Annotated in this window: 19 protein-coding genes and 3 pseudogenes; 8 read left to right on the top strand and 14 right to left on the bottom strand. The window is 69.3% G+C overall.

Features of this window, described 5'->3' with window-relative positions:
- Positions 1-15 precede the first annotated feature (15 nt).
- The 4 genes from solA to ABD357_RS29200 all read right to left on the bottom strand — a co-directional run bounded on the left by solA (position 16) and on the right by ABD357_RS29200 (position 4356).
- Positions 16-1155 carry an N-methyl-L-tryptophan oxidase gene (solA, locus tag ABD357_RS29215; protein WP_344394016.1) on the bottom strand — a complete coding sequence of 380 codons (1140 nt, stop codon included), beginning with the start codon at positions 1153-1155 and terminating at the stop codon, positions 16-18.
- A gap of 306 nt (positions 1156-1461) precedes the next feature.
- On the bottom strand, positions 1462-2121 hold the full coding sequence (locus ABD357_RS29210) for a HisA/HisF-related TIM barrel protein (RefSeq protein ID WP_344394015.1): 660 nt from the start codon (positions 2119-2121) through the stop codon (positions 1462-1464).
- Positions 2122-2176: 55 nt separating this feature from the next.
- Positions 2177-3166, bottom strand: coding sequence for a 4-hydroxythreonine-4-phosphate dehydrogenase PdxA (pdxA, locus tag ABD357_RS29205; protein ID WP_344394014.1), 990 nt, complete (start codon positions 3164-3166; stop codon positions 2177-2179).
- A complete protein-coding gene (locus tag ABD357_RS29200) occupies positions 3163-4356 on the bottom strand; it encodes a four-carbon acid sugar kinase family protein (protein ID WP_344394013.1) in 1194 nt (397 codons plus the stop codon). The genes pdxA and ABD357_RS29200 overlap by 4 nt, the downstream gene beginning before the upstream one ends.
- A gap of 109 nt (positions 4357-4465) precedes the next feature.
- Between ABD357_RS29200 and ABD357_RS29195 the strand changes: the two genes are divergently transcribed.
- The gene (locus tag ABD357_RS29195) at positions 4466-5368 is read left to right on the top strand and encodes a LysR substrate-binding domain-containing protein (protein WP_344394012.1); all 903 of its coding nucleotides are present in this window, start codon (positions 4466-4468) and stop codon (positions 5366-5368) included.
- Positions 5369-5460: 92 nt separating this feature from the next.
- On the opposite strand, the pseudogene ABD357_RS44865 reads toward ABD357_RS29195, so the two are convergent.
- Positions 5461-5529: pseudogene (locus ABD357_RS44865) on the bottom strand (transposase); the annotation flags it as partial.
- Positions 5530-5809: 280 nt separating this feature from the next.
- Complete coding sequence (locus ABD357_RS29190) at positions 5810-6202, bottom strand: ester cyclase (RefSeq protein WP_344394011.1); 393 nt, start codon at positions 6200-6202, stop codon at positions 5810-5812.
- A 127-nt stretch (positions 6203-6329) separates the two neighbouring features.
- Between ABD357_RS29190 and ABD357_RS29185 the strand changes: the two genes are divergently transcribed.
- The gene (locus tag ABD357_RS29185; RefSeq protein ID WP_344394010.1) at positions 6330-6908 is read left to right on the top strand and encodes a PadR family transcriptional regulator; all 579 of its coding nucleotides are present in this window, start codon (positions 6330-6332) and stop codon (positions 6906-6908) included.
- 20 nt (positions 6909-6928) lie between these two features.
- Entirely contained in the window at positions 6929-7909 is a 981-nt protein-coding gene (locus ABD357_RS29180; protein ID WP_344394009.1) for an NADPH:quinone reductase, read from the top strand.
- 24 nt (positions 7910-7933) lie between these two features.
- Here the strand turns inward: ABD357_RS29180 and ABD357_RS29175 are convergent, their stop codons facing one another.
- Positions 7934-8116 carry a hypothetical protein gene (locus tag ABD357_RS29175; RefSeq protein WP_344394008.1) on the bottom strand — a complete coding sequence of 61 codons (183 nt, stop codon included), beginning with the start codon at positions 8114-8116 and terminating at the stop codon, positions 7934-7936.
- Between the two features lie 20 nt (positions 8117-8136).
- Between ABD357_RS29175 and ABD357_RS29170 the strand changes: the two are divergent.
- Positions 8137-8232, top strand: a pseudogene (locus ABD357_RS29170) (AbiV family abortive infection protein); the annotation flags it as partial.
- A 57-nt stretch (positions 8233-8289) separates the two neighbouring features.
- Here ABD357_RS29170 and ABD357_RS29165 read toward each other — a convergent pair.
- Both ABD357_RS29165 and ychF read right to left on the bottom strand, forming a co-directional pair.
- A pseudogene (locus ABD357_RS29165) lies at positions 8290-8463 on the bottom strand (ApeA N-terminal domain 1-containing protein); the annotation flags it as partial.
- A gap of 68 nt (positions 8464-8531) precedes the next feature.
- Positions 8532-9641: a redox-regulated ATPase YchF gene (ychF, locus tag ABD357_RS29160; protein ID WP_344394007.1), complete on the bottom strand. Its 1110-nt coding sequence runs from the start codon at positions 9639-9641 to the stop codon at positions 8532-8534.
- 346 nt (positions 9642-9987) lie between these two features.
- Here ychF and ABD357_RS29155 point away from each other — a divergent pair, with 346 nt between their 5' ends.
- The gene (locus tag ABD357_RS29155; protein ID WP_344394006.1) at positions 9988-10458 is read left to right on the top strand and encodes a DUF6542 domain-containing protein; all 471 of its coding nucleotides are present in this window, start codon (positions 9988-9990) and stop codon (positions 10456-10458) included.
- 152 nt (positions 10459-10610) lie between these two features.
- On the opposite strand, the gene ppgK is transcribed toward ABD357_RS29155, so the two are convergent.
- Together ppgK and ABD357_RS29145 are read right to left on the bottom strand one after the other, a co-directional pair.
- On the bottom strand, positions 10611-11357 hold the full coding sequence (gene ppgK / locus ABD357_RS29150; RefSeq protein ID WP_344394005.1) for a polyphosphate--glucose phosphotransferase: 747 nt from the start codon (positions 11355-11357) through the stop codon (positions 10611-10613).
- A gap of 29 nt (positions 11358-11386) precedes the next feature.
- Positions 11387-12415 (bottom strand): 4-hydroxy-3-methylbut-2-enyl diphosphate reductase, encoded by a 1029-nt coding sequence (locus ABD357_RS29145; RefSeq protein ID WP_344394004.1) that lies wholly within the window; start codon positions 12413-12415, stop codon positions 11387-11389.
- 341 nt (positions 12416-12756) lie between these two features.
- On the opposite strand from ABD357_RS29145, the gene xseA reads away from it, so the two are divergent.
- Together xseA and ABD357_RS29135 are read left to right on the top strand one after the other, a co-directional pair.
- Complete coding sequence (gene xseA, locus ABD357_RS29140; RefSeq protein WP_344394003.1) at positions 12757-13965, top strand: exodeoxyribonuclease VII large subunit; 1209 nt, start codon at positions 12757-12759, stop codon at positions 13963-13965.
- Between the two features lie 94 nt (positions 13966-14059).
- Entirely contained in the window at positions 14060-14317 is a 258-nt protein-coding gene (locus ABD357_RS29135; RefSeq protein WP_344394002.1) for an exodeoxyribonuclease VII small subunit, read from the top strand.
- A gap of 27 nt (positions 14318-14344) precedes the next feature.
- Here the strand turns inward: ABD357_RS29135 and ABD357_RS29130 are convergent, their stop codons facing one another.
- A complete protein-coding gene (locus tag ABD357_RS29130) occupies positions 14345-14863 on the bottom strand; it encodes a DUF4245 domain-containing protein (protein ID WP_344394001.1) in 519 nt (172 codons plus the stop codon).
- 125 nt (positions 14864-14988) lie between these two features.
- On the opposite strand from ABD357_RS29130, the gene glpX reads away from it, so the two are divergent.
- Positions 14989-16020: a class II fructose-bisphosphatase gene (gene glpX / locus ABD357_RS29125; RefSeq protein ID WP_344394000.1), complete on the top strand. Its 1032-nt coding sequence runs from the start codon at positions 14989-14991 to the stop codon at positions 16018-16020.
- Positions 16021-16100: 80 nt separating this feature from the next.
- Here the strand turns inward: glpX and ABD357_RS29120 are convergent, their stop codons facing one another.
- A complete protein-coding gene (locus tag ABD357_RS29120; RefSeq protein ID WP_344393999.1) occupies positions 16101-16481 on the bottom strand; it encodes a WhiB family transcriptional regulator in 381 nt (126 codons plus the stop codon).
- Between the two features lie 195 nt (positions 16482-16676).
- On the bottom strand, positions 16677-17372 hold the full coding sequence (locus ABD357_RS29115; protein ID WP_344393998.1) for a DUF1707 SHOCT-like domain-containing protein: 696 nt from the start codon (positions 17370-17372) through the stop codon (positions 16677-16679).
- Between the last annotated feature and the right edge of the window lie 153 nt (positions 17373-17525).

Below are 17525 nucleotides of genomic sequence, written 5' to 3'. Positions count from 1 at the left end.
TTTCCTCGTTCGGGCTCAGGCCGCGGTGCGGCCGTTTGTGGTGATGAAGTCGATCGGCTGGGAGGTGCGGCCTTCCAGGGCGAGGTCCGCGGCGATGTCGCCCATGGCGGGCGAGAGCTTGAAGCCCTGGCCGGAGAAGCCGGCCAGCAGGACGATGTCGTCGCAGCCCGGCAGGGGGCCGACCAGCGGCCGGGTGCTGTCGGTGTAGCCGTCCATGAAGACGGACAGGCGCACCGGATCGGGGTTCAGGCCGGGCAGGTGGCGCCGCACCGCCGTGGTGAAGGACTCCAGTTCCTCCGGTGCGACGGTCCGGTTCAGCCGGTTCGGGTCGTCCACGGGCTTGTGGTGGGGCTGGGGCAGGCCGAGCTTGACGGTCAGGCCGTCCGGGGACGGGATGCCGTAGAAGGGGATGTCGCCGCAGCGGATGAAGGCGGGACGCTCGGCGTCTGCCGGGTGGTGCTCGTGGGGCAGGAACCAGGCGCTGATCGCGCGGTAGACGCTCACTTCCCACGGCAGGTCGGGCAGCAGGTCGCCCACCCACGGGCCGAGGGTGACCACCGCGGCGTCGAAGCGCTCGGTGTCGGTGTCGGTGCGGATCTCCACGCCTGCCCCGGGGACGGGAGTGACTTCCCGCACCGGGGTGTAGCGGCGGATTTGGGCGCCCAGTTCCTCGGCGCGCCGGGCTGCGGTCTGGACCGTCAGCTCGGGGCGGATGAAGCCCGCGTGGGAGTCGAGGACGACCAGGTCGCCTTCGCCGACGCGGAACTGTGGGAAGCGCTTGGCCATCGCCTCGGCGTCGATCACCTCGTGGTCGAGGCCGTGCTCGGCGATGCCGTCCATGACGGTACGCATCTCGGGGTGGTCGGCCGGCCCCATGACCAGGGCTCCGGTCAGGCGGCGCAGTTCCCGTCCGGTCTCCGCCTGCAACTGCTTCCAGAGGGCGTCGGCGTGCCGGACGAGCGGCACATAGCGGCCGTCGTGGGTCTGCACACTGCGGAAGACCCGGGTCTCACCGCCCGCGGCACTGCGGTCGTGGCCGGGGGCGAACCGGTCGTAGCCAACGACCTCGGCGCCCCGGGCCGCCAGCCGCCAGGCGGCCTGGCTGCCCATCGTTCCCACGCCGACCACGGCGACGCGCTTCCTGGCAGCTGACACGGGGGTTTCCTTTCGTATCGCCGGGGCCGCAAGCCGGGTCCCGAGCGTGAGGATGCTTGGTAGCGACTTGGAGGGGGCGCGCCCTTGGGGCCCCAACGCTCGCATTCGTCCCGGGTTCGGGGATCCACCCCAGCCCCCGGACCCTTCCGTCGTGCCACAATGTGGTACATCGTGCTGGTATTCGGCACAGAGTGACAGCGGCTTAGGGAGGAGTCAAGAGAGCCAGCCGATGGCCGTGTGACTCGACCTCACCCCGCCCGTGACCTTGCTTGGTCGCTTCTTCTGGGCTCCCGGGGGCGGCTCTCGCTACAGGCCGACCACGGGGGCCAGTTGGGATCGGATGGTTCCTGTGTTGGGCTGAAGGGAGCCGTCGAAGGCGGCGGATCCGATGGTGAAGGCGTCGGCTCCAGCTGATGCGAGTGCCTGTATCTGGTCGGTACTGGTGATGGAGCCGGCGACGACCAGGCGGCCGGTGGTGGCGCCGCGGGCGGCGCGGACCAGGTCGAGGGGGTCGGCATCGGTGGCGCGATAGGCGAGAAGGTCAATGCCGGCGCAGCCCGCGGCTTCCGCCCGTCGGCAGTCATCGGCGATGCGGTCCGGGTTTCCGGCGAGGCGGGTGGGGTGCCCGAGGGGTTCTCCGGCGAAGGGCAGGTAGCCGATGGCCGTGCCCTGCAGGAGATCGAGGGTCTCCTCGATCCAGGTGCCGCCCATCAGCCAGTCGACGCCGAGTTCGGTGGCCGTCCGTACGGAGGCAAGGGCCTGCTCCCGGTCGGTGCTGACGACTTCGAGGTAGGTGGTGGCACCCATGTCCTTGATGCGGGCGTGCAGCTGGGCGAGGGTGTCGCGGTCGACGCCGATGTCCTTGAATCCGATGTGGGTGATGCCGAGGTCCTTGATGGTGTCGAGGACCTCGAGGCAGTCGGTGACGGTGCGGTCGTCGCGGGTGAGCATGAAGATGAAGTCCACGGTGTCCTTCGGCTTTCTGTTCCGGTTTGTGTTCCGGGTTGGTGTGAGTCGGTGGTCAGGGGCGGGCCGGTGGCCCTGAGGACAGGCGGTCGGCGTGGCGCAGGGCGGTGAGCAGGCTGGTGTGGTCGGCCGTGCCCAGACCTGCGATGTCGAAGGCGGTGCCGTGGTCGACGCTGGTGCGGACGAAGGGCAGGCCGATGGTGATGTTGACGCCGTGTTCGATCCCGAGGTACTTGACGGGGATCAGGCCCTGGTCGTGGTACTGGGCGACCACGGCGTCGAAGGCTCCGGCGCGGGCTCGCATGAAGACGGTGTCGGCGGGCCAGGGTCCGCTGGCCTGGATGCCTTCGCTCTGCGCGGCCTGGATGGCGGGGGTGATGATGTCCAGGTCCTCGCGGCCGAACAGGCCGTTCTCCCCTGCGTGGGGGTTGAGGCCGGCGACGGCGATGCGCGGGGCGGGCAGGCCGCCGCGCTGGAGTGTGCGGTGGGTGAGGCGGATGATGTCGAGTTCGCGGGCGGTGGTGATCGCGTCGATCGCGGTGCGCAGGGACTGGTGCACGGTGACCAGGACGGTCCGCAGCTCGTCGGTGGCCATCATCATCGCGTAGTCCTTGGTGCCGGACAGGTCGGCGAGGATCTCGGTGTGCCCGGGGTAGGGGACGCCGGACATGCGCAGTGCTTCCTTGTTGATCGGCGCGGTCACCAGGGCCCGTACCTCGCCTGCCAGGGCGAGCTGGATACCGCGGCGGACGTACTGGAAGGACGCCGCTCCCGCGCGGGCGTCGAGCGTGCCCCAGCGCAGGTCGGCCGGAAGGCCGTCCTCGGTGAGGACGTCCACCGTGCCGGGCGCGAACGCCGCCTGATCGACGGATGCGACGGGGCGAAGGGTGAGACGGGTTCCGGCGACCCGGTCGGCGCGGGCGAGGACGCCCACGTCGCCGATGACAACGACGGGCACGGTGCGCCGGGGATCGGCACACGCCTTGAGGGTGATCTCGGGGCCGATTCCGCAGGGGTCGCCCATGGTGATGGCGATCGGGGTCATGCGTGCTCTCCTGGGTCGAGGGGATGTCGGATGAGGTGGCACAGGCGCAGGAGCATGGCGTCGTCGCCGAAGCCGCCCGCCTTGATCAGCACGGGGAGGGGGAGCTGCCCGAGCAGCGTTCCGCGGGCGACGCCGGGTTCGGGTTCGTCCAGCAGGCCGATGCCGGTGGCACCGAGGGTCTGGAGCACGGTCGCGGCCGTTTCTCCCCCGGTGACGATGAGCGCGTCGATCGTGTGCTCTTCGGTGAGAGCCTGGACGACTGCTGCCAGCGAGCGGGCGAGTGCTCGCGCGGTCTGTGGCGCGCGGCGTTCTTCGGGTGTCTGCAGGGTGAGAACGGGGGCCGTCAGGCCGCGCAACGTCTCCACTGCCGTGGCCGGATCGCCGCTGACGGTGATCCCTTGGACATCCGCCCGGGCGTGGAGCGCGGCCAACTGCCGCCGTGTCGCCGGGTTGGCACTGCCGACCACGATCAGCGGACGTCGGGCGGGCGCAGGCACCGAAGTAGCGCTGCCGGCAGCGCGTGCGCACCTTCGGGCCAGGGCGGCCGCCAGCCCCGGGGAGCCGACCCACAACACTTCGTCGAGGCGCGGCACCGCTGCCACCAGGCGGTCGAGGTCGTCATCACCCGCTGCGGAGTAGACGATCAGGTCACCGTTCCCGATCAGTTCGGGCAGCTCGGCCGCCCGGTCCGGCTGACTGAGAACGGCCTCCGGGAACAACACGGTGAGGTCCGAGCACCGCACGGGATGTACCGGATCGCGTGCGAAGTCGCTCTCGTGGACCGGCACGCCCCGCACATACTGGACTCCCTCCACCGTCACCCTGCCCTCCGCGGGGAAGGCAGGAGCAATGACGACGGCCCGCCTCCGCGATCCCGCCCATGCAGCCCGGACCTCTGCCGCGACATGACCGCGCAAGGTGGAATCCACCGTTTTCAAGAGCAGCCCGGAGTCGGCGAACAGGCGCGCCGCCCGCCACGTACGCCTAGTGGCGGCCTCCTCGTCCAGCACCCGGCTTCCAAGGTCGACCGCACTCACGCCCGTGGTGTGCTGCGGCACCGCTGCCGGGGCGGAGAGCAGGATCCGGGCGTCGTGCCCGGCCCGGCGGAACGGCGCGGCACCGTCCCCGGCGCTGGTGAGGTCATCCGCCAGGATGGCGATGCCCGACCGCTCGTCGTTGCGGAATGTCATGCCCCACCTCTCCATTGGTCAGCGTTTCCGTGACTGGATCAATAGTCAGGCAGGCAAAAGAGCTGGACAAGCGATTCATTCTCACGAGACCTGTGAGTAAAATTCACGTATGCGATGGTCGGGTCTGCCTCCTCTGAATACTCTGCTGCCCTTCGAAGCGACCGTTCGGCACGCGAGCATGACCGCGGCGGCGCAGGAGCTGCATGTGACGCACGGCGCGGTGAGCCGACAGGTCCAGAACCTGGAGCGGTCCCTTGGGATATCGCTGTTCGAGCGGCAGACACGCGCCCTGCGCCCGACCCTGCAGGCGCGCCAGCTGGCGGCCGTCGTCAGAGACGCACTCGATCAGATCGATGCGGCCGCCCGGCAGATCTCACAGCGCACACCCGCAGGACCGCTCACCCTCTCGTGCGAGCCCACACTCCTGATGCGGTGGCTCATTCCCCGGCTGCCCGATCTGGCCGTGAACGCGCCGGACATCACCGTCCACCTCTCCGCAGGCGGCGGCCCCGTCTTCTTCGAGCGCGACAACATCGACCTCGCGATCCGCCGAGACGACTTCCCGTTTCCCGAAAAGGTGAGCCGGACCCGCTTGTTCGCAGAGCGGATCGGACCCGTCTGCCGGCCCGATCTCGCGGCCCGCCTGACCGGCGCCGCCGGCCTCACGGGGGCCGCCCTTCTCCATACCGGTACGCGGCCGCAGGCGTGGGACGACTGGCGACGCATCACCGGCATGAAAGCAGAGCCCGCCTCCCAGCAGACCCTGGAGCACTTCTACCTGACTCTCCAGGCTGCCGCGGCCGGCGTCGGGGTCGCGATCGCCCCGTATGCCGTCGTCCGCGACGACTTGGAGCGGGGACAACTCGTCGCACCCTTTGGTTTCGTCCCCGACGGCACCAGCTACCACCTCCTCAGTCGTCAACCACCCGAGCAAGACGTACGCGTCCGCCAACTGACGGCATGGTTGCGGGCCCAGACGACCCAGCTCGAAACCGATTCCGAAGAGGTGTGACCACTGGGCTTGTCGGACCTTCGTTGCTTGGTGTCCCGTCTGGTTGCTGGCGCAGTTACTGAGGTTTTCAGGGCGGGGTCGGTGATGTGAAAACCAGGCCGGCCCCAGGTGCGGGCGACCGGCGGCGTCATGGAGAACCGGGCCTCGTCTTCGAAGACACTGGTGGACTGTCGGTATTCGATGGTTGCAGTATTCGCCGTAGAGCGAGCAGTTCCGTACCGGCTCGGTCACGTCAGCGGTGACAAGGTGTAAAGCTCTCGCCGCAACGGGCGCTGTCTGCGCGAAGACGCCGGATCAAGAAGAAGACCGGCCTCTTGCGGTGAACCCGCGCCGGTCGCCCGCGCTCCGGTGCGGGCCTTCGCCCTCTGCCACCGCGCCGTACGGGCCCCTCCCGGCAGCGGCAATCCCGCGCGGCAGAAGGCTCACCCGGCGCTACGAGGTTCACGGCGCCGGTAGGGCACCGATCTGCTGCATCACCCCGAGGAGATCGGGCTGGCCCCGTTCGCCGACGATCCGGCCGTCGGCCAGGTAGTAGAAGTTCATGGCCTGCACCGAGATCTTGTTGCCGCTCGCCGGGATCCCGAAGAATTCACCGTCGTGGGTTCCTCGCATGGTGAACCGCGCGGCCACGGTGTCGCCTTCGGCGACCGTCTCCTCCAGCGTCCACTGGACGTCGGGGAAGGCGCTGCGCATCATCCCGATGACTTCCAAGTACCCACCGGGCCCCCGCAGTGGTTCCGGGTGGCTCGGCGCGTGGAACACCGCGTCCGGAGAAATGACCTCGCGGGCGAGATCCTCGTTGCCCGTGTTGATGAACTCGACGAAGCGGTTCATCACTGACTCGGTGGACTGCGACGGCATCTTGCTGTGCCTCTCCAGAGACGTTTGAGCGGGTACCTGCGAGCGTAACATCGAATCGATGTTCACATCGATTCGATGTTACGCGTGCGAAGATGGACTCATGCTGGAACTCGCGATACTCGGCTTCCTCGCCGAGGGCCCCCTGCCCGGACACGAGCTGCGCCGCCGCGTCTCACAGCTGACCGGCTATACGCGGCCGGTCAGTGACGGCAGCCTGTATCCGGCGATCAATCGTCTGACCAGGGCGGGCTTGATCGAGCGGCGCGCAGACCCGGCCGCGGGGGCAGCCCGGTACGTGCTCAGCCTGACCGCGGCCGGACGGGCCGACATGCTTCAGCGCCTGCGCAAGCCCGCCGACCACGAGATCACCGACTTCACCCGGTTCTACGTCGTCCTGGCCTTCCTCTCCCACCTGCCCGACGTGGCCGAACAGCACGCGGTGCTGCGCAGACGGCTGGAGTTCCTGGAAGAACCGGCGAGCTTCTTCTACGACAGCGAGCGGCCCCTGCGTGCCGAGGAGATCCCCGACCCCTACCGGCGGGGCATGCTGCTCACCGCCCGCGCCACCAGCCGCGCCGAACGGACCTGGCTGCGCGAGACCCTCGGCGAGGAACCGCCCGCATTCGACACCGCATGCACCGACAGCGATCCACATGCGCCCGCCGCTCCCGCGAGCTGACTGCCCACGGAGGTACCCCCATGCTTGCATCCTGGTACGACGACCAGGGACCCGCCGCCGATGTCCTGCACGTCGGCGAACTCCCTGATCCCGTCCCCGGCCCCGGCGAGGTCCGCGTCCGCGTCACCGTCTCGGGCGTCAACCCCGGCGACACCAAGAAACGGCGCGGCTGGCTCGGCTCGTCCATGCCCTTCCCACAAGTGATCCCGCACAGCGACGCCGCCGGAGTCATCGACGCGGTGGGCGCCCAAGTCGACGCCCACCGCGTCGGACAACGGGTCTGGGTATACGGCGCCCAGTCCTACCGCCCCTTCGGCACGGCCGCCCAGTACACCGTCGTACCCGACCACCAGGCCGCACCCCTGCCCGACCACCTCAGTGACGAGCTGGGCGCGAGCCTCGGTATCCCCGGCATCACCGCCCACCGCACCGTCTTCGCCGACGGCCCGGTCGACGGCCAACTGGTTCTGGTCCACGGAGTTCTCGGCGGCGTCGGCTCCCTGGCGGCCCAGCTCGCCCACTGGGCCGGCGCCACCGTGATCGCCACCGTCCGCCGAACCGCGGACCTCGACCACGTCGACCCGGCCGTCGCCCACGCCATCGCCCTGGACACCGGCGACCCCGCCACAGCCATCCGCGCGTACGCGCCGCGGGGCGTCGACCGGATCATCGAGGTCGCGCTGTCCGACAACGCCGACCTCGACAACGCCGTCGCCGCCAACAACGCCGTCATCGCCGCCTACGCCACCCTCACGGACCGCACCGAGATCCCCTTCTGGCCCCTGCTGTTCAACAACGTCACCCTGCGGCTACTCGGCAGCGACGACTTCCCCGCCGAGGCCAAGCGCCAGGCCGCCCGCGACCTCACCTCCGCCGCCGCCGTCGGCGCCCTCACCGTCGACGTCCGCGACCGTCACCCGCTGGACGACATCGCCAAGGCCCACGACCACGTCGACGCCGGCGGTGGCCACGGCCGCATCCTGCTCACCATCCCCCAATAGCGCAGACTCGGAACACCGCCCTGCTCAACTACCCAGCCCTACGGGTCGGCCCGTCGCACTCTCGTGGTAGCGGGCGAAGTTGACATCGCGGATGTTGACGTCGTGGGTGGTGAGCTGGCCGGAGCGGACGTCATCGGCGGTGATGGCGATCTGTCGGAACTCCAGGTCGAGTTCGCCGTTGCCGTAGCGCTCCATCCGCTCGATCACGGAGCGAGGGCGCGTCCGGGCTGATCGCGGACGCCCACGCCCTGCTCGAGCGGGGATCGTTCGGCCGGGCCCGCTCGCTCACGGTCCTCGCGCAGGAGGAGCTGGGCAAGGCGCTTTGGATCTACGAGGGCTTCGAGCAGGCCTGGAGCACCGGATCCGCGGATGCGCGGGAGGTGCCGCGGCTCGCGTCGGACGGTGCCCTCGTGGTACGCGGTCACCCCAGGAGCAGGGTTCGACGTGATGCGGTCCGCGAACGCGCCGATCAACGAGAGCGAGAGGCCGCTCTCGGGGTCGTACCGGAGCACGCCCGGGACCTGCTCGTCAGGGTCGTCCGGCAGCCACCACAGGCCAGCCCATTCGCCGGCCTCGTCAAGGTTCAGAGGATTCGTGGGCCATCGTTCTCTCCTGCGGGGGACTACTTCTTCCCGCTTCCAGAGGTTCCTCCGTGCCGGAACTCCACCACATCCCCGTCCCGCATCACATACTCCTTGCCCTCCATACGCGCCTTCCCCTTGGCGCGCGCCTCGGCGACCGAGCCCATCTCCACCAGGTCCTCGAAGGAGATGATCTCCGCCTTGATGAAGCCCTTCTGGAAGTCGGTGTGGATGACGCCGGCCGCCTCGGGGGCCGTGGCGCCCTTCTTGATGGTCCAGGCGCGGGATTCTTTGGGGCCGGCCGTGAGGTAGGTCTGGAGGCCGAGGGTGTTGAAGCCGACTCGGGCGAGTGTGGCGAGGCCGGGTTCTTCGGCGCCGACGGACTGGAGGAGTTCCAGGGCGTCCTCCTCGTCGAGTTCGGCGAGGTCCGCCTCCAGCTTGGCGTTGAGGAAGATCGCCTCGCCGGGGGCGACCAGGGCGCGCTGCTCGGCCTTGAAGGTCTCGTCGGTCAGTTCGTCCTCGTCGACATTGAAGACGTACAGGAACGGCTTGGTGGTCAGCAGGTGCAGGTCGTGGAGGAGGGCCTCCTGGTCCGAGTCCTGCTTGATGCCCGCCGCGAACAGGGTCTGACCGGCGTCCAGGATCTCCTTGGCCGCCTCGACCGCGGCCACCTTCGGCGCGACGTCCTTCTTGATCCGCGACTCCTTCTGCAGGCGCGGCAGGACCTTCTCGATCGTCTGCAGGTCCGCGAGGATCAACTCGGTGTTGATCGTCTCGATGTCGTCCTTCGGCGAGATCTTGCCGTCGACGTGTACGACGTCCTCGTCCCTGAAGGCACGGATGACCTGGCAGATCGCGTCGGACTCACGGATGTTCGCCAGGAACTTGTTGCCCAGTCCCTCGCCCTCGCTCGCGCCGCGCACGATGCCCGCGATGTCGACGAAGTCGACGGTGGCGGGGAGGATCTTCTGCGAACCGAAGATCTCGGCCAGCTTCGCCAGCCGGGCGTCGGGGACGCCGACCACGCCGACGTTCGGCTCGATCGTGGCGAACGGGTAGTTGGCCGCCAGCACGTCGTTCTTGGTCAGGGCGTTGAACAGGGTCGACTTGCCGACATTCGGCAGACCGACGATTCCGATCGTGAGCGACACGTTGCGACTTCCCGTAACTGAGGTTGGAGGAGACCCGGGCGGACCGGTCCACCAGTCTACGGCGTGCCGATCCCCGGACCGGCGACGTATCGAACGCATGGCCAAGGTCGATCAAAGCGCGTGTCCCGGCAGCCATTCCACACATAAACCGACCTAAGTTGGACCAGTGGAGCAACACAGGACGCGTCCCCCTCAGTCCCGGCCCCAGCCCCGGCCCGGGCCGCGGAGCAGCCCACCCGTTCCCCCGCAGGCCGGGCGCGGCGGAGCCCGTACGACCCAGCAGGACCGGCCCGGCGTTCCCCGGAGCCCGCTGCCCGTGTCCCCGCTGGTACTGGCCGTACGTAGGATGCCGAACCCTCGGCTCACCGGACTCGGCAGCGGTCTGTTCTGCGTCGCGACGATGTTCGCGCTCGCCCTTCTCGACCGGCTGCTGTTCGGGTCGTCCCTCGTCGTCTACGGGGTGTTGTTCCTGCCGGTCTGCGCGCTCACCGCGATCTGGGTGCGCCGGGCCGACCTGGTGACGGCGCCGGTCGCCGTGCCCATCGCGTTCGCCTTCGGGCTGCTGCCCATCGCCGACAGCGACGGAGGGTTCTGGGGCGGGCTGATGGGCCTGTTCACCGCCCTCGCGATGCACGCGGGCTGGCTGTACGGCGGCACGCTGATCGCCGGCCTCATCGTGACCGTCCGCAAGATCCGCCTCATGAGCCGGCGGGCGGCACAGCGCCGGGCGGCGGCCCAATCCCCCCGGCCTCCGGCCCAGAAGAGGCGCCCGGCCCAGGCCAGGGCGCAGGCTCAGCCGGGACGCCGCACGGCCTGAGGCGAGGTCTGAGGCCGGAAGACCCGTCTCCCCGCAACAGCCGGCCCGCCCGCCGTCCCGTACTGGCCACTCCAGAGTCGTATGAGACGGGCCCTCCACAGTCGTACGAGACGGACCTCCACTCGTCGTACGAGACGCCGGGGCCCCCGCCGCTACCCCGCCTTCGCCGCCCGCATGGCCGCCCCAACGATCCCCGCGTTGTTCTGCAGCTGCGCCGGGACGATCTCAGCCTTGATGCCCTCGATCAGCGGCAGGAACTTGTGCGACTTGCGGCTGACGCCGCCCCCGATGATGAAGAGCTCGGGCGAGAAGAGCATCTCCACATGCGCGAGATACTTCTGGACGCGCCCGGCCCAGTGCCCCCAGCTCAGCTCGAGGTCGTCCTTGGCCTTGGTCGAGGCGTGCTTCTCGGCGTCGTGGCCGTGCAGTTCGAGGTGGCCCAGCTCAGTGTTCGGCACGAGGATGCCGTCGATGAAGAGTGCGCTGCCTATGCCCGTACCGAAGGTGAGGACGATGACCGTGCCCTGACGATCGCGGCCCGCACCGAAACGCATTTCGGCCACGCCCGCCGCGTCCGCGTCGTTCAGGATCGTCACCGGTAGTCCGCCGAGCCGCTCGCTGAGCAGCACCCGCGCGTCGACGTCGACCCAGCCCTTGTCCACATTGGCGGCCGTACGGATGGTGGCGCCGCCGGTGACCACACCCGGGAACGTGACCCCTACCGGGCCCGTCCAGCCGAAGTGGCCGACGACCTCCTTCACACCGTCGGCCACCGCGTCCGGGGTCGAGGGGTGCGGGGTGAGGACCTTGTGGCGCTCAGCCGCGAGGTCACCCCGATCCAGGTCCACGGGAGCGCCCTTGATCCCGGATCCACCGATGTCCACGCCGAAGATCTGCATGGGCCCACGTTACGACGTACGACTGACAGTCACTTCTCGGCCGTACCTTCCGGCTGCTTTTCGGCCGTGCGCTCCGCCACCAGTTCCGCCGCCTCCGCGCGCAGGTCGCGGCGCAGCTCCTTGGGCAGCGAGAAGGTGATGGACTCCTCGGCGGCCTTGACGAGCTCGACGTCCTCGAAGCCGCGCATGGAGAGGAACTCCAGAACCTGCTCGACCAGTACCTCCGGCACGGACGCGCCCGAGGTGACACCGACCGTCGTGACACCCTCCAGCCAGGCCTCGTCGATCTCGTCCGCGAAGTCCACGAGGTACGCCTCACGCGCGCCCGCGAGCTTGGCGACCTCCACCAGGCGCTTGGAGTTCGAGGAGTTGCGCGAGCCGACCACGATGACCAGGTCGGAATCGGCGCCCATCTGCTTCACGGCGAGCTGACGGTTCTGCGTTGCGTAGCAGATGTCGTCGCTGGGCGGGGCGATGAGCTGCGGGAACTTCTCCTTGAGGGCGTCGACCGTCTCCATGGTCTCGTCCACGGAGAGGGTGGTCTGGGAGAGCCAGACGACCTTGGAGGGGTCGCGGACCTCGACGTTGGCGACATCCTCGGGGCCGTCGACGAGCGTGATGTGGTCGGGCGCCTCACCGGACGTGCCGATGACCTCCTCGTGGCCCTCGTGACCGATCAGGAGGATGTCGAAGTCGTCCTGGGCGAACCGGACGGCTTCCTTGTGCACCTTGGTGACCAGCGGGCAGGTCGCGTCGATGGTGGCGAGCTTGCCCTGGGCGGCCTCCTCGTGGACGACGGGCGCGACGCCGTGGGCCGAGAACATGACGATCGACCCCTCGGGGACCTCCGCCGTCTGCTCGACGAAAATCGCACCCTTCTTTTCCAGGGTCTGCACGACGTACTTGTTGTGGACGATCTCGTGACGGACATAGATCGGGGCCCCGTACTGCTCCAGGGCCTTCTCGACGGCGATCACGGCGCGGTCCACACCCGCGCAGTAGCCCCGGGGGGCGGCAAGCAGGACACGGCGGCCAGTCGAAGCAGTCATGCCAACCATCGTAAGGGCCCGCCCGGCGGGCCGAAGATCGCCGTTGTGGACAGACGGGGGCGCACCGAAGGTCGTCGTCCCGGCCCTCGTACGGCCCGCCCCACAGCCGGAGGGTGGACGCGTACCCCCATGGACCCGCGGCCGCCCACCGCGGGAAGGGGACGGGGCGGGGGTGTCCGCCCGCAACGGATGGCGCGCCAACACGGGCAACCTCTACCAGCCGACCGATCCCGCGCCAGACCGAGGACGGACACCCCCGTCGCGGCCCCGACCCACGACGAAGCCGCACGCACCCCGCTCAACCGCCGGAGGCGCCCGCATTGTCGGACCCGGCCGTTACTCTCGGGCGCATGGCTCTGAACACGTCCGCGGACGCCCCGCTGCCCGTCGGTGAGGTGTCGCGGCTCATCGGGGGGTGGATCGACCGGCTCGGTGCCGTGTGGGTCGAGGGGCAGATCACCCAGTTGTCGCGGCGGCCGGGCGCGGGCGTCGTCTTCATGACGTTGCGCGATCCGTCGTACGACATTTCCGTGAGCGTCACCTGCTATCGGCAGGTGTTCGACGCGGTGGCCGACGTGGTGAGCGAGGGCGCGCGCGTGGTGGTCCACGCGAAGCCGGAGTGGTACGCGCCCAGGGGCCAGCTCTCCCTCCGGGCCGCCGAGATAAAGCCGGTGGGCGTGGGTGAACTGCTCGCCCGCCTGGAGCAGTTGAAGAAGGCCCTGGCGAGCGAGGGCCTGTTCGCGCCCGAGCGCAAGAAGGCGCTGCCGTTCCTCCCGCAGCTCATCGGCCTCGTCTGCGGGCGGGCCTCCGCCGCCGAGCGGGACGTGCTGGAGAACGCACGGCACCGCTGGCCCGCCGTCCGCTTCGAAGTGCGCAACGTCGCCGTGCAGGGCGTGCACGCGGTGCCCCAGGTCATCCAGGCCGTGAAGGAGCTGGACGCGCTCGACGACGTGGACGTGATCATCGTGGCGCGCGGCGGCGGCAGCGTGGAGGACCTGCTCCCGTTCTCGGACGAGCAGCTCGTACGGGCCGTCGTGTCCTGCCGTACGCCCGTGGTCTCGGCGATCGGGCACGAGCCGGACAACCCGCTGCTCGACTACGCGGCCGACCTGCGCGCGTCCACGCCCACCGACGCGGCCAAGAAGGTCGTGCCGGACGTCGGCGAGGAGTACGAACGGGTGCGGTTCCTTCAGGACCGGGCTCGGCGCAGCGTCCTGTCCTTCATCGAGCGGGAGGAGCGCGGGCTTGCGCACGCGCTGGCCCGGCCCTCGATAGAGGATCCGCACCGCATGATCGACGAGCGCGAGGACCAGGTTTCCGCACTGCTCGACCGCGCCCGGCGCTGCCTCGGGCACCTCCTCGACCGTGCCGATTCGGAGCTGTCGCACACGCACGCGCGCGTGGTGGGCCTCTCCCCCGCCGCGACCCTCCGGCGCGGCTATGCGGTCCTGCAGAAGACCGACGGCCACGTGGTCCGGGCCCCGGACGAGGTGACGGCCGAGGAGCCGCTGCGGGCGCGGGTCGCCGAGGGTGAGTTCACGGTGATCCGGGCCGACTGAACAGCATGGGCCCGTTCCCGGTCCTGCCGGGGGTCCGGGGTTTGTCCCCCGGGACAGCACAGCACAGTCCGAGTGGATGCATAGGGTGGGGCGCATGACCAGCAAAGTGGACGAGGCGCTCGGGTACGAGCAGGCGCGGGACGAGCTGATCGAGGTCGTACGCCGCCTGGAGGCGGGCGGCACGACGCTCGAGGAGTCCCTGGCCCTCTGGGAGCGCGGCGAGGAACTCGCCAAGGTGTGCCGCCGCTGGCTGGACGGGGCGCGCAAGCGGCTGGACGCGGCGCTGGCCGAGGAGGAGGCGGAGTCGTCGGCCGCCGATGCGACCAAAGATGCAGCTGACGACTCCGAGTAACCTTCGGGAGATCTTCGACGTAATCCCTCAGGACATCTTCAGCGCCTCGGCCATCTTCGTCAGCTGCCCGAACGACGCCGTTCCCGTCACCACCGTCGTGGAGCCCTTCTCCCGCAGGACGAGCGCGTCGTACTTCTGGCCCTCGTACCGCGTCCAGGTCCGCTCGCCGATGCGCTCAGTGACATCCGTCTCCTCGGCGCCCTGGCCGGCCTCCTCGATGAACGTCGAGGGCTTCTGAGTGGACTGCTCGACGGCCACGTACTCACCGTCGGGATCGTGGAAGCCGAGGTGCCAGGCGTCGAAGTTGTCGCCCTCGAACCGCACCGACGTCGCCTTCCACTCCTTGGACAGGCCCTCGGGGGCCGCCACGGGATAGGTGGCCGCGCGGCGTGCCGTGAGGAGCTCCACGCGATAGTCCACCCGCTTGAGCGGAGGCTCGGACTCGTCATGGGGAATGAAGACGTAGATGACTCCTGCAACGATTCCGATCAGGCCCAGGGAGAGCACCATGTCCCGGACCGACTGCTTGCCTTTCATACCTGCCACGCCCTTCATCGTCGCAGGTGTACTGGTCTGCTCATCCGTGGGGGGCCCTGCTCATTTTGTCGGACTGAGGATAGAGTCAGCCACACCCTCATCCGGCCGTCGTCGTATCAGAAAGGTGCGCTCCGATGACCGAGCATCACTTGCCTTCCGAACTCGAGGTCCCGTCCGAGGCCCCCGACCGCAACCTCGCCCTGGAGCTCGTCCGGGTCACCGAAGCCGCCGCTATGGCCGCGGGCCGCTGGGTCGGCCGCGGTGACAAGAACGGCGCCGACGGCGCCGCCGTACGCGCCATGCGCACCCTCGTCTCCACCGTCTCGATGAACGGCGTCGTCGTCATCGGGGAGGGCGAGAAGGACGAGGCCCCGATGCTGTTCAACGGGGAGCGCGTCGGTGACGGGACGGGCCCCGAATGCGATATCGCCGTCGACCCGATCGACGGCACCACGCTGACCGCGAAGGGCATGACGAACGCGATCGCCGTGCTGGCCGCCGCCGACCGCGGCACCATGTTCGACCCGTCCGCCGTCTTCTACATGGACAAGCTGGTCACCGGCCCCGAGGCCGCCGATTTCGTCGACATCAACTCCCCGGTGTCCGTGAACATCCGCCGGGTCGCCAAGGCCAAGCGGTCCACGCCCGAGGACGTCACCGTCGTCATCCTCGACCGGCCACGGCACGAGGGCATCATCAAGGAGATCCGGGAGACCGGCGCACGCATCAAGCTGATCTCCGACGGCGATGTAGCGGGCTCGATTCTCGCCCTGCGCGAGGGCACCGGCATCGATCTGCTGCTGGGCATCGGCGGTACGCCGGAGGGCATCATCTCGGCCTGCGCGGTCAAGTGCCTGGGCGGCACCATCCAGGGAAAGCTCTGGCCCAAGGACGACGAGGAGAGGCAGCGGGCCGTCGACGCGGGCCACGATCTCGACCGCGTCCTGTTCACCGACGACCTGGTCGCCGGCGAGAACGTCTTCTTCGTCGCGACCGGCATCACCGACGGCGAGCTGCTGCGCGGCGTGCGCTACCGCGCCGAGACGGCGACGACCGACTCCATCGTCATGCGCTCCAAGTCCGGCACCGTCCGCCAGATCAGCTCCGAGCACCGGCTGAGCAAGCTGCGCGCTTACAGCACGATCGACTTCGACCGGGCGAAGTAGAAGTCGTACGTACCTGAACGTCGTACGTACGCGAATGGGGCGCCCCCTTGTGCGGAGGGGCGCCCCATTCTCATGCCTGACTATCCAGCCGCCGCTATCTGTCCCGCCGTGGAGCGAGCCGCCTTCTTGAGTTCGAGGTCGCGGCGGCGGCGTCGGGCCAGGACCACGCGGCGCTCGGCGGCGGTGAGGCCGCCCCATACTCCGTACGGCTCGGGTTGCAGCAGTGCGTGTTCGCGGCACTGGACCATCACCGGGCAGCGTGCGCAGACCCGCTTCGCCGCGTCCTCGCGGGACAGCCGGGCCGCTGTGGGCTCTTTTGAGGGTGCGAAGAACAGCCCGGCCTCGTCGCGGCGGCACACGGCCTCCGTATGCCACGGGGCGTCCTGGTCCCTCTCACGCACCGGAACCCCCTGGGGCGGAACGGCAGCGACCTGCAGGGACTGATGCGGCGGATGCAGCACGGTCTACTCCTGACGACGGCTTCGGGAGCGAGCGACGATGCGACAAGGCCTACCCGCTGTGCGCGCGCCTATGCACTGAGTTCCGAAGCACGGGAGTTCTTCGCAGGTCCGAGCGGGTACGAGCGGATCAGATCGCTCCGCTTGCCGCCGAAGCGCCGCCGCACTGCCGCCGAGCCGCCCTCGAATTCGCGACCGTCAATGACCCAGGTGTTTGCGCAACTTGTCGTTCACCCGGTCACCGAACCGGTCCAGAAGGTCCTCAACCAGCTTGCCGCGCTTGGGTTTTGCCTCAATGCTTCCCAATAGGGCAAGTCCGTCCACATAAACCACGGGTGCGTCCCGCTCGCCCGAATCCAGCGTGCGCACCTCGAAACTGCCGAGAACACCGCCGCCGCTGCCCCGCAGCGAGACGTTCTCCGGGACGCGGATCTCCACGCTGCCGAAGACCGAGACGGCCTTGATGACGACCTGCCGGTGCTCGAAGATCGCCTCGCTGAGGTCTATCTCGATGCTGCCGAAAATGGCGTACGCATGTGTGCGGCGGCCTATTCGCCAGCGGCCCTTGCGGGTCGCGGAGCTCAGCACCGCCACCACGTTCTCGTCGGCGACCATGGGTATCGCGCCCGGAGTGGGGTGGTTGGGCGGCGGCTGATACGTGCCTGTCGCTCGCGTCCGGTGCTCGCCGGGCAGGTCGCGGACCAGCGGCTCGAGTTCACCGACGGTCTTGGCGGCCAGCGCCCCCTCGACCCGCTCGGCGTGCTCCTCCGCGGTCAGGCGTCCCTCGGCGAGAGCGTCGCGCAGGATGTCGGCGGTGCGGTCGCGGTCGGCGTCGGAGGCGCGCAGCTCGGCCGGAGACGGCGGTTCCTGGGTGGGGCGCTTCTGAAGGTCCACGGCAGCAGCGTACCCAAACGCGATAGATCGCGACTAGGGGTGTGGGCGACGAACTGAGCCTTACCTCACAAGCTCGCCGTCCGACGCAGGTTCTACGCTGGTGGGCGCTGCCAACGGAGGCCAGCCGCTGTCTGTCGAGTGAGGAATGGGCGA

It is taken from the genome of Streptomyces vastus (assembly GCF_039532825.1).
GTDB classification, from domain to species: domain Bacteria; phylum Actinomycetota; class Actinomycetes; order Streptomycetales; family Streptomycetaceae; genus Streptomyces; species Streptomyces vastus.
Note: the sequence above shows the minus strand (reverse complement) of the source record. Positions and strands in the feature narration are given on the sequence as shown.

What these genes read in the sequence shown, in the direction of transcription:
- pdxA (WP_344394014.1), bottom strand. Translation starts at nt 3,166, where the DNA reads ATGACCCCGATCGCCATCACCATGGGCGACCCCTGCGGAATCGGCCCC.
- ABD357_RS29200 (WP_344394013.1), bottom strand. Translation starts at nt 4,356, where the DNA reads ATGACATTCCGCAACGACGAGCGGTCGGGCATCGCCATCCTGGCGGAT.
- ABD357_RS29195 (WP_344394012.1), top strand. Translation starts at nt 4,466, where the DNA reads ATGCGATGGTCGGGTCTGCCTCCTCTGAATACTCTGCTGCCCTTCGAA.
- ABD357_RS29190 (WP_344394011.1), bottom strand. Translation starts at nt 6,202, where the DNA reads ATGAACCGCTTCGTCGAGTTCATCAACACGGGCAACGAGGATCTCGCC.
- ABD357_RS29185 (WP_344394010.1), top strand. Translation starts at nt 6,330, where the DNA reads ATGCTGGAACTCGCGATACTCGGCTTCCTCGCCGAGGGCCCCCTGCCC.
- ABD357_RS29180 (WP_344394009.1), top strand. Translation starts at nt 6,929, where the DNA reads ATGCTTGCATCCTGGTACGACGACCAGGGACCCGCCGCCGATGTCCTG.
- ABD357_RS29155 (WP_344394006.1), top strand. Translation starts at nt 9,988, where the DNA reads ATGCCGAACCCTCGGCTCACCGGACTCGGCAGCGGTCTGTTCTGCGTC.
- ppgK (WP_344394005.1), bottom strand. Translation starts at nt 11,357, where the DNA reads ATGCAGATCTTCGGCGTGGACATCGGTGGATCCGGGATCAAGGGCGCT.
- ABD357_RS29145 (WP_344394004.1), bottom strand. Translation starts at nt 12,415, where the DNA reads ATGGTTGGCATGACTGCTTCGACTGGCCGCCGTGTCCTGCTTGCCGCC.
- xseA (WP_344394003.1), top strand. Translation starts at nt 12,757, where the DNA reads ATGGCTCTGAACACGTCCGCGGACGCCCCGCTGCCCGTCGGTGAGGTG.
- ABD357_RS29135 (WP_344394002.1), top strand. Translation starts at nt 14,060, where the DNA reads ATGACCAGCAAAGTGGACGAGGCGCTCGGGTACGAGCAGGCGCGGGAC.
- glpX (WP_344394000.1), top strand. Translation starts at nt 14,989, where the DNA reads ATGACCGAGCATCACTTGCCTTCCGAACTCGAGGTCCCGTCCGAGGCC.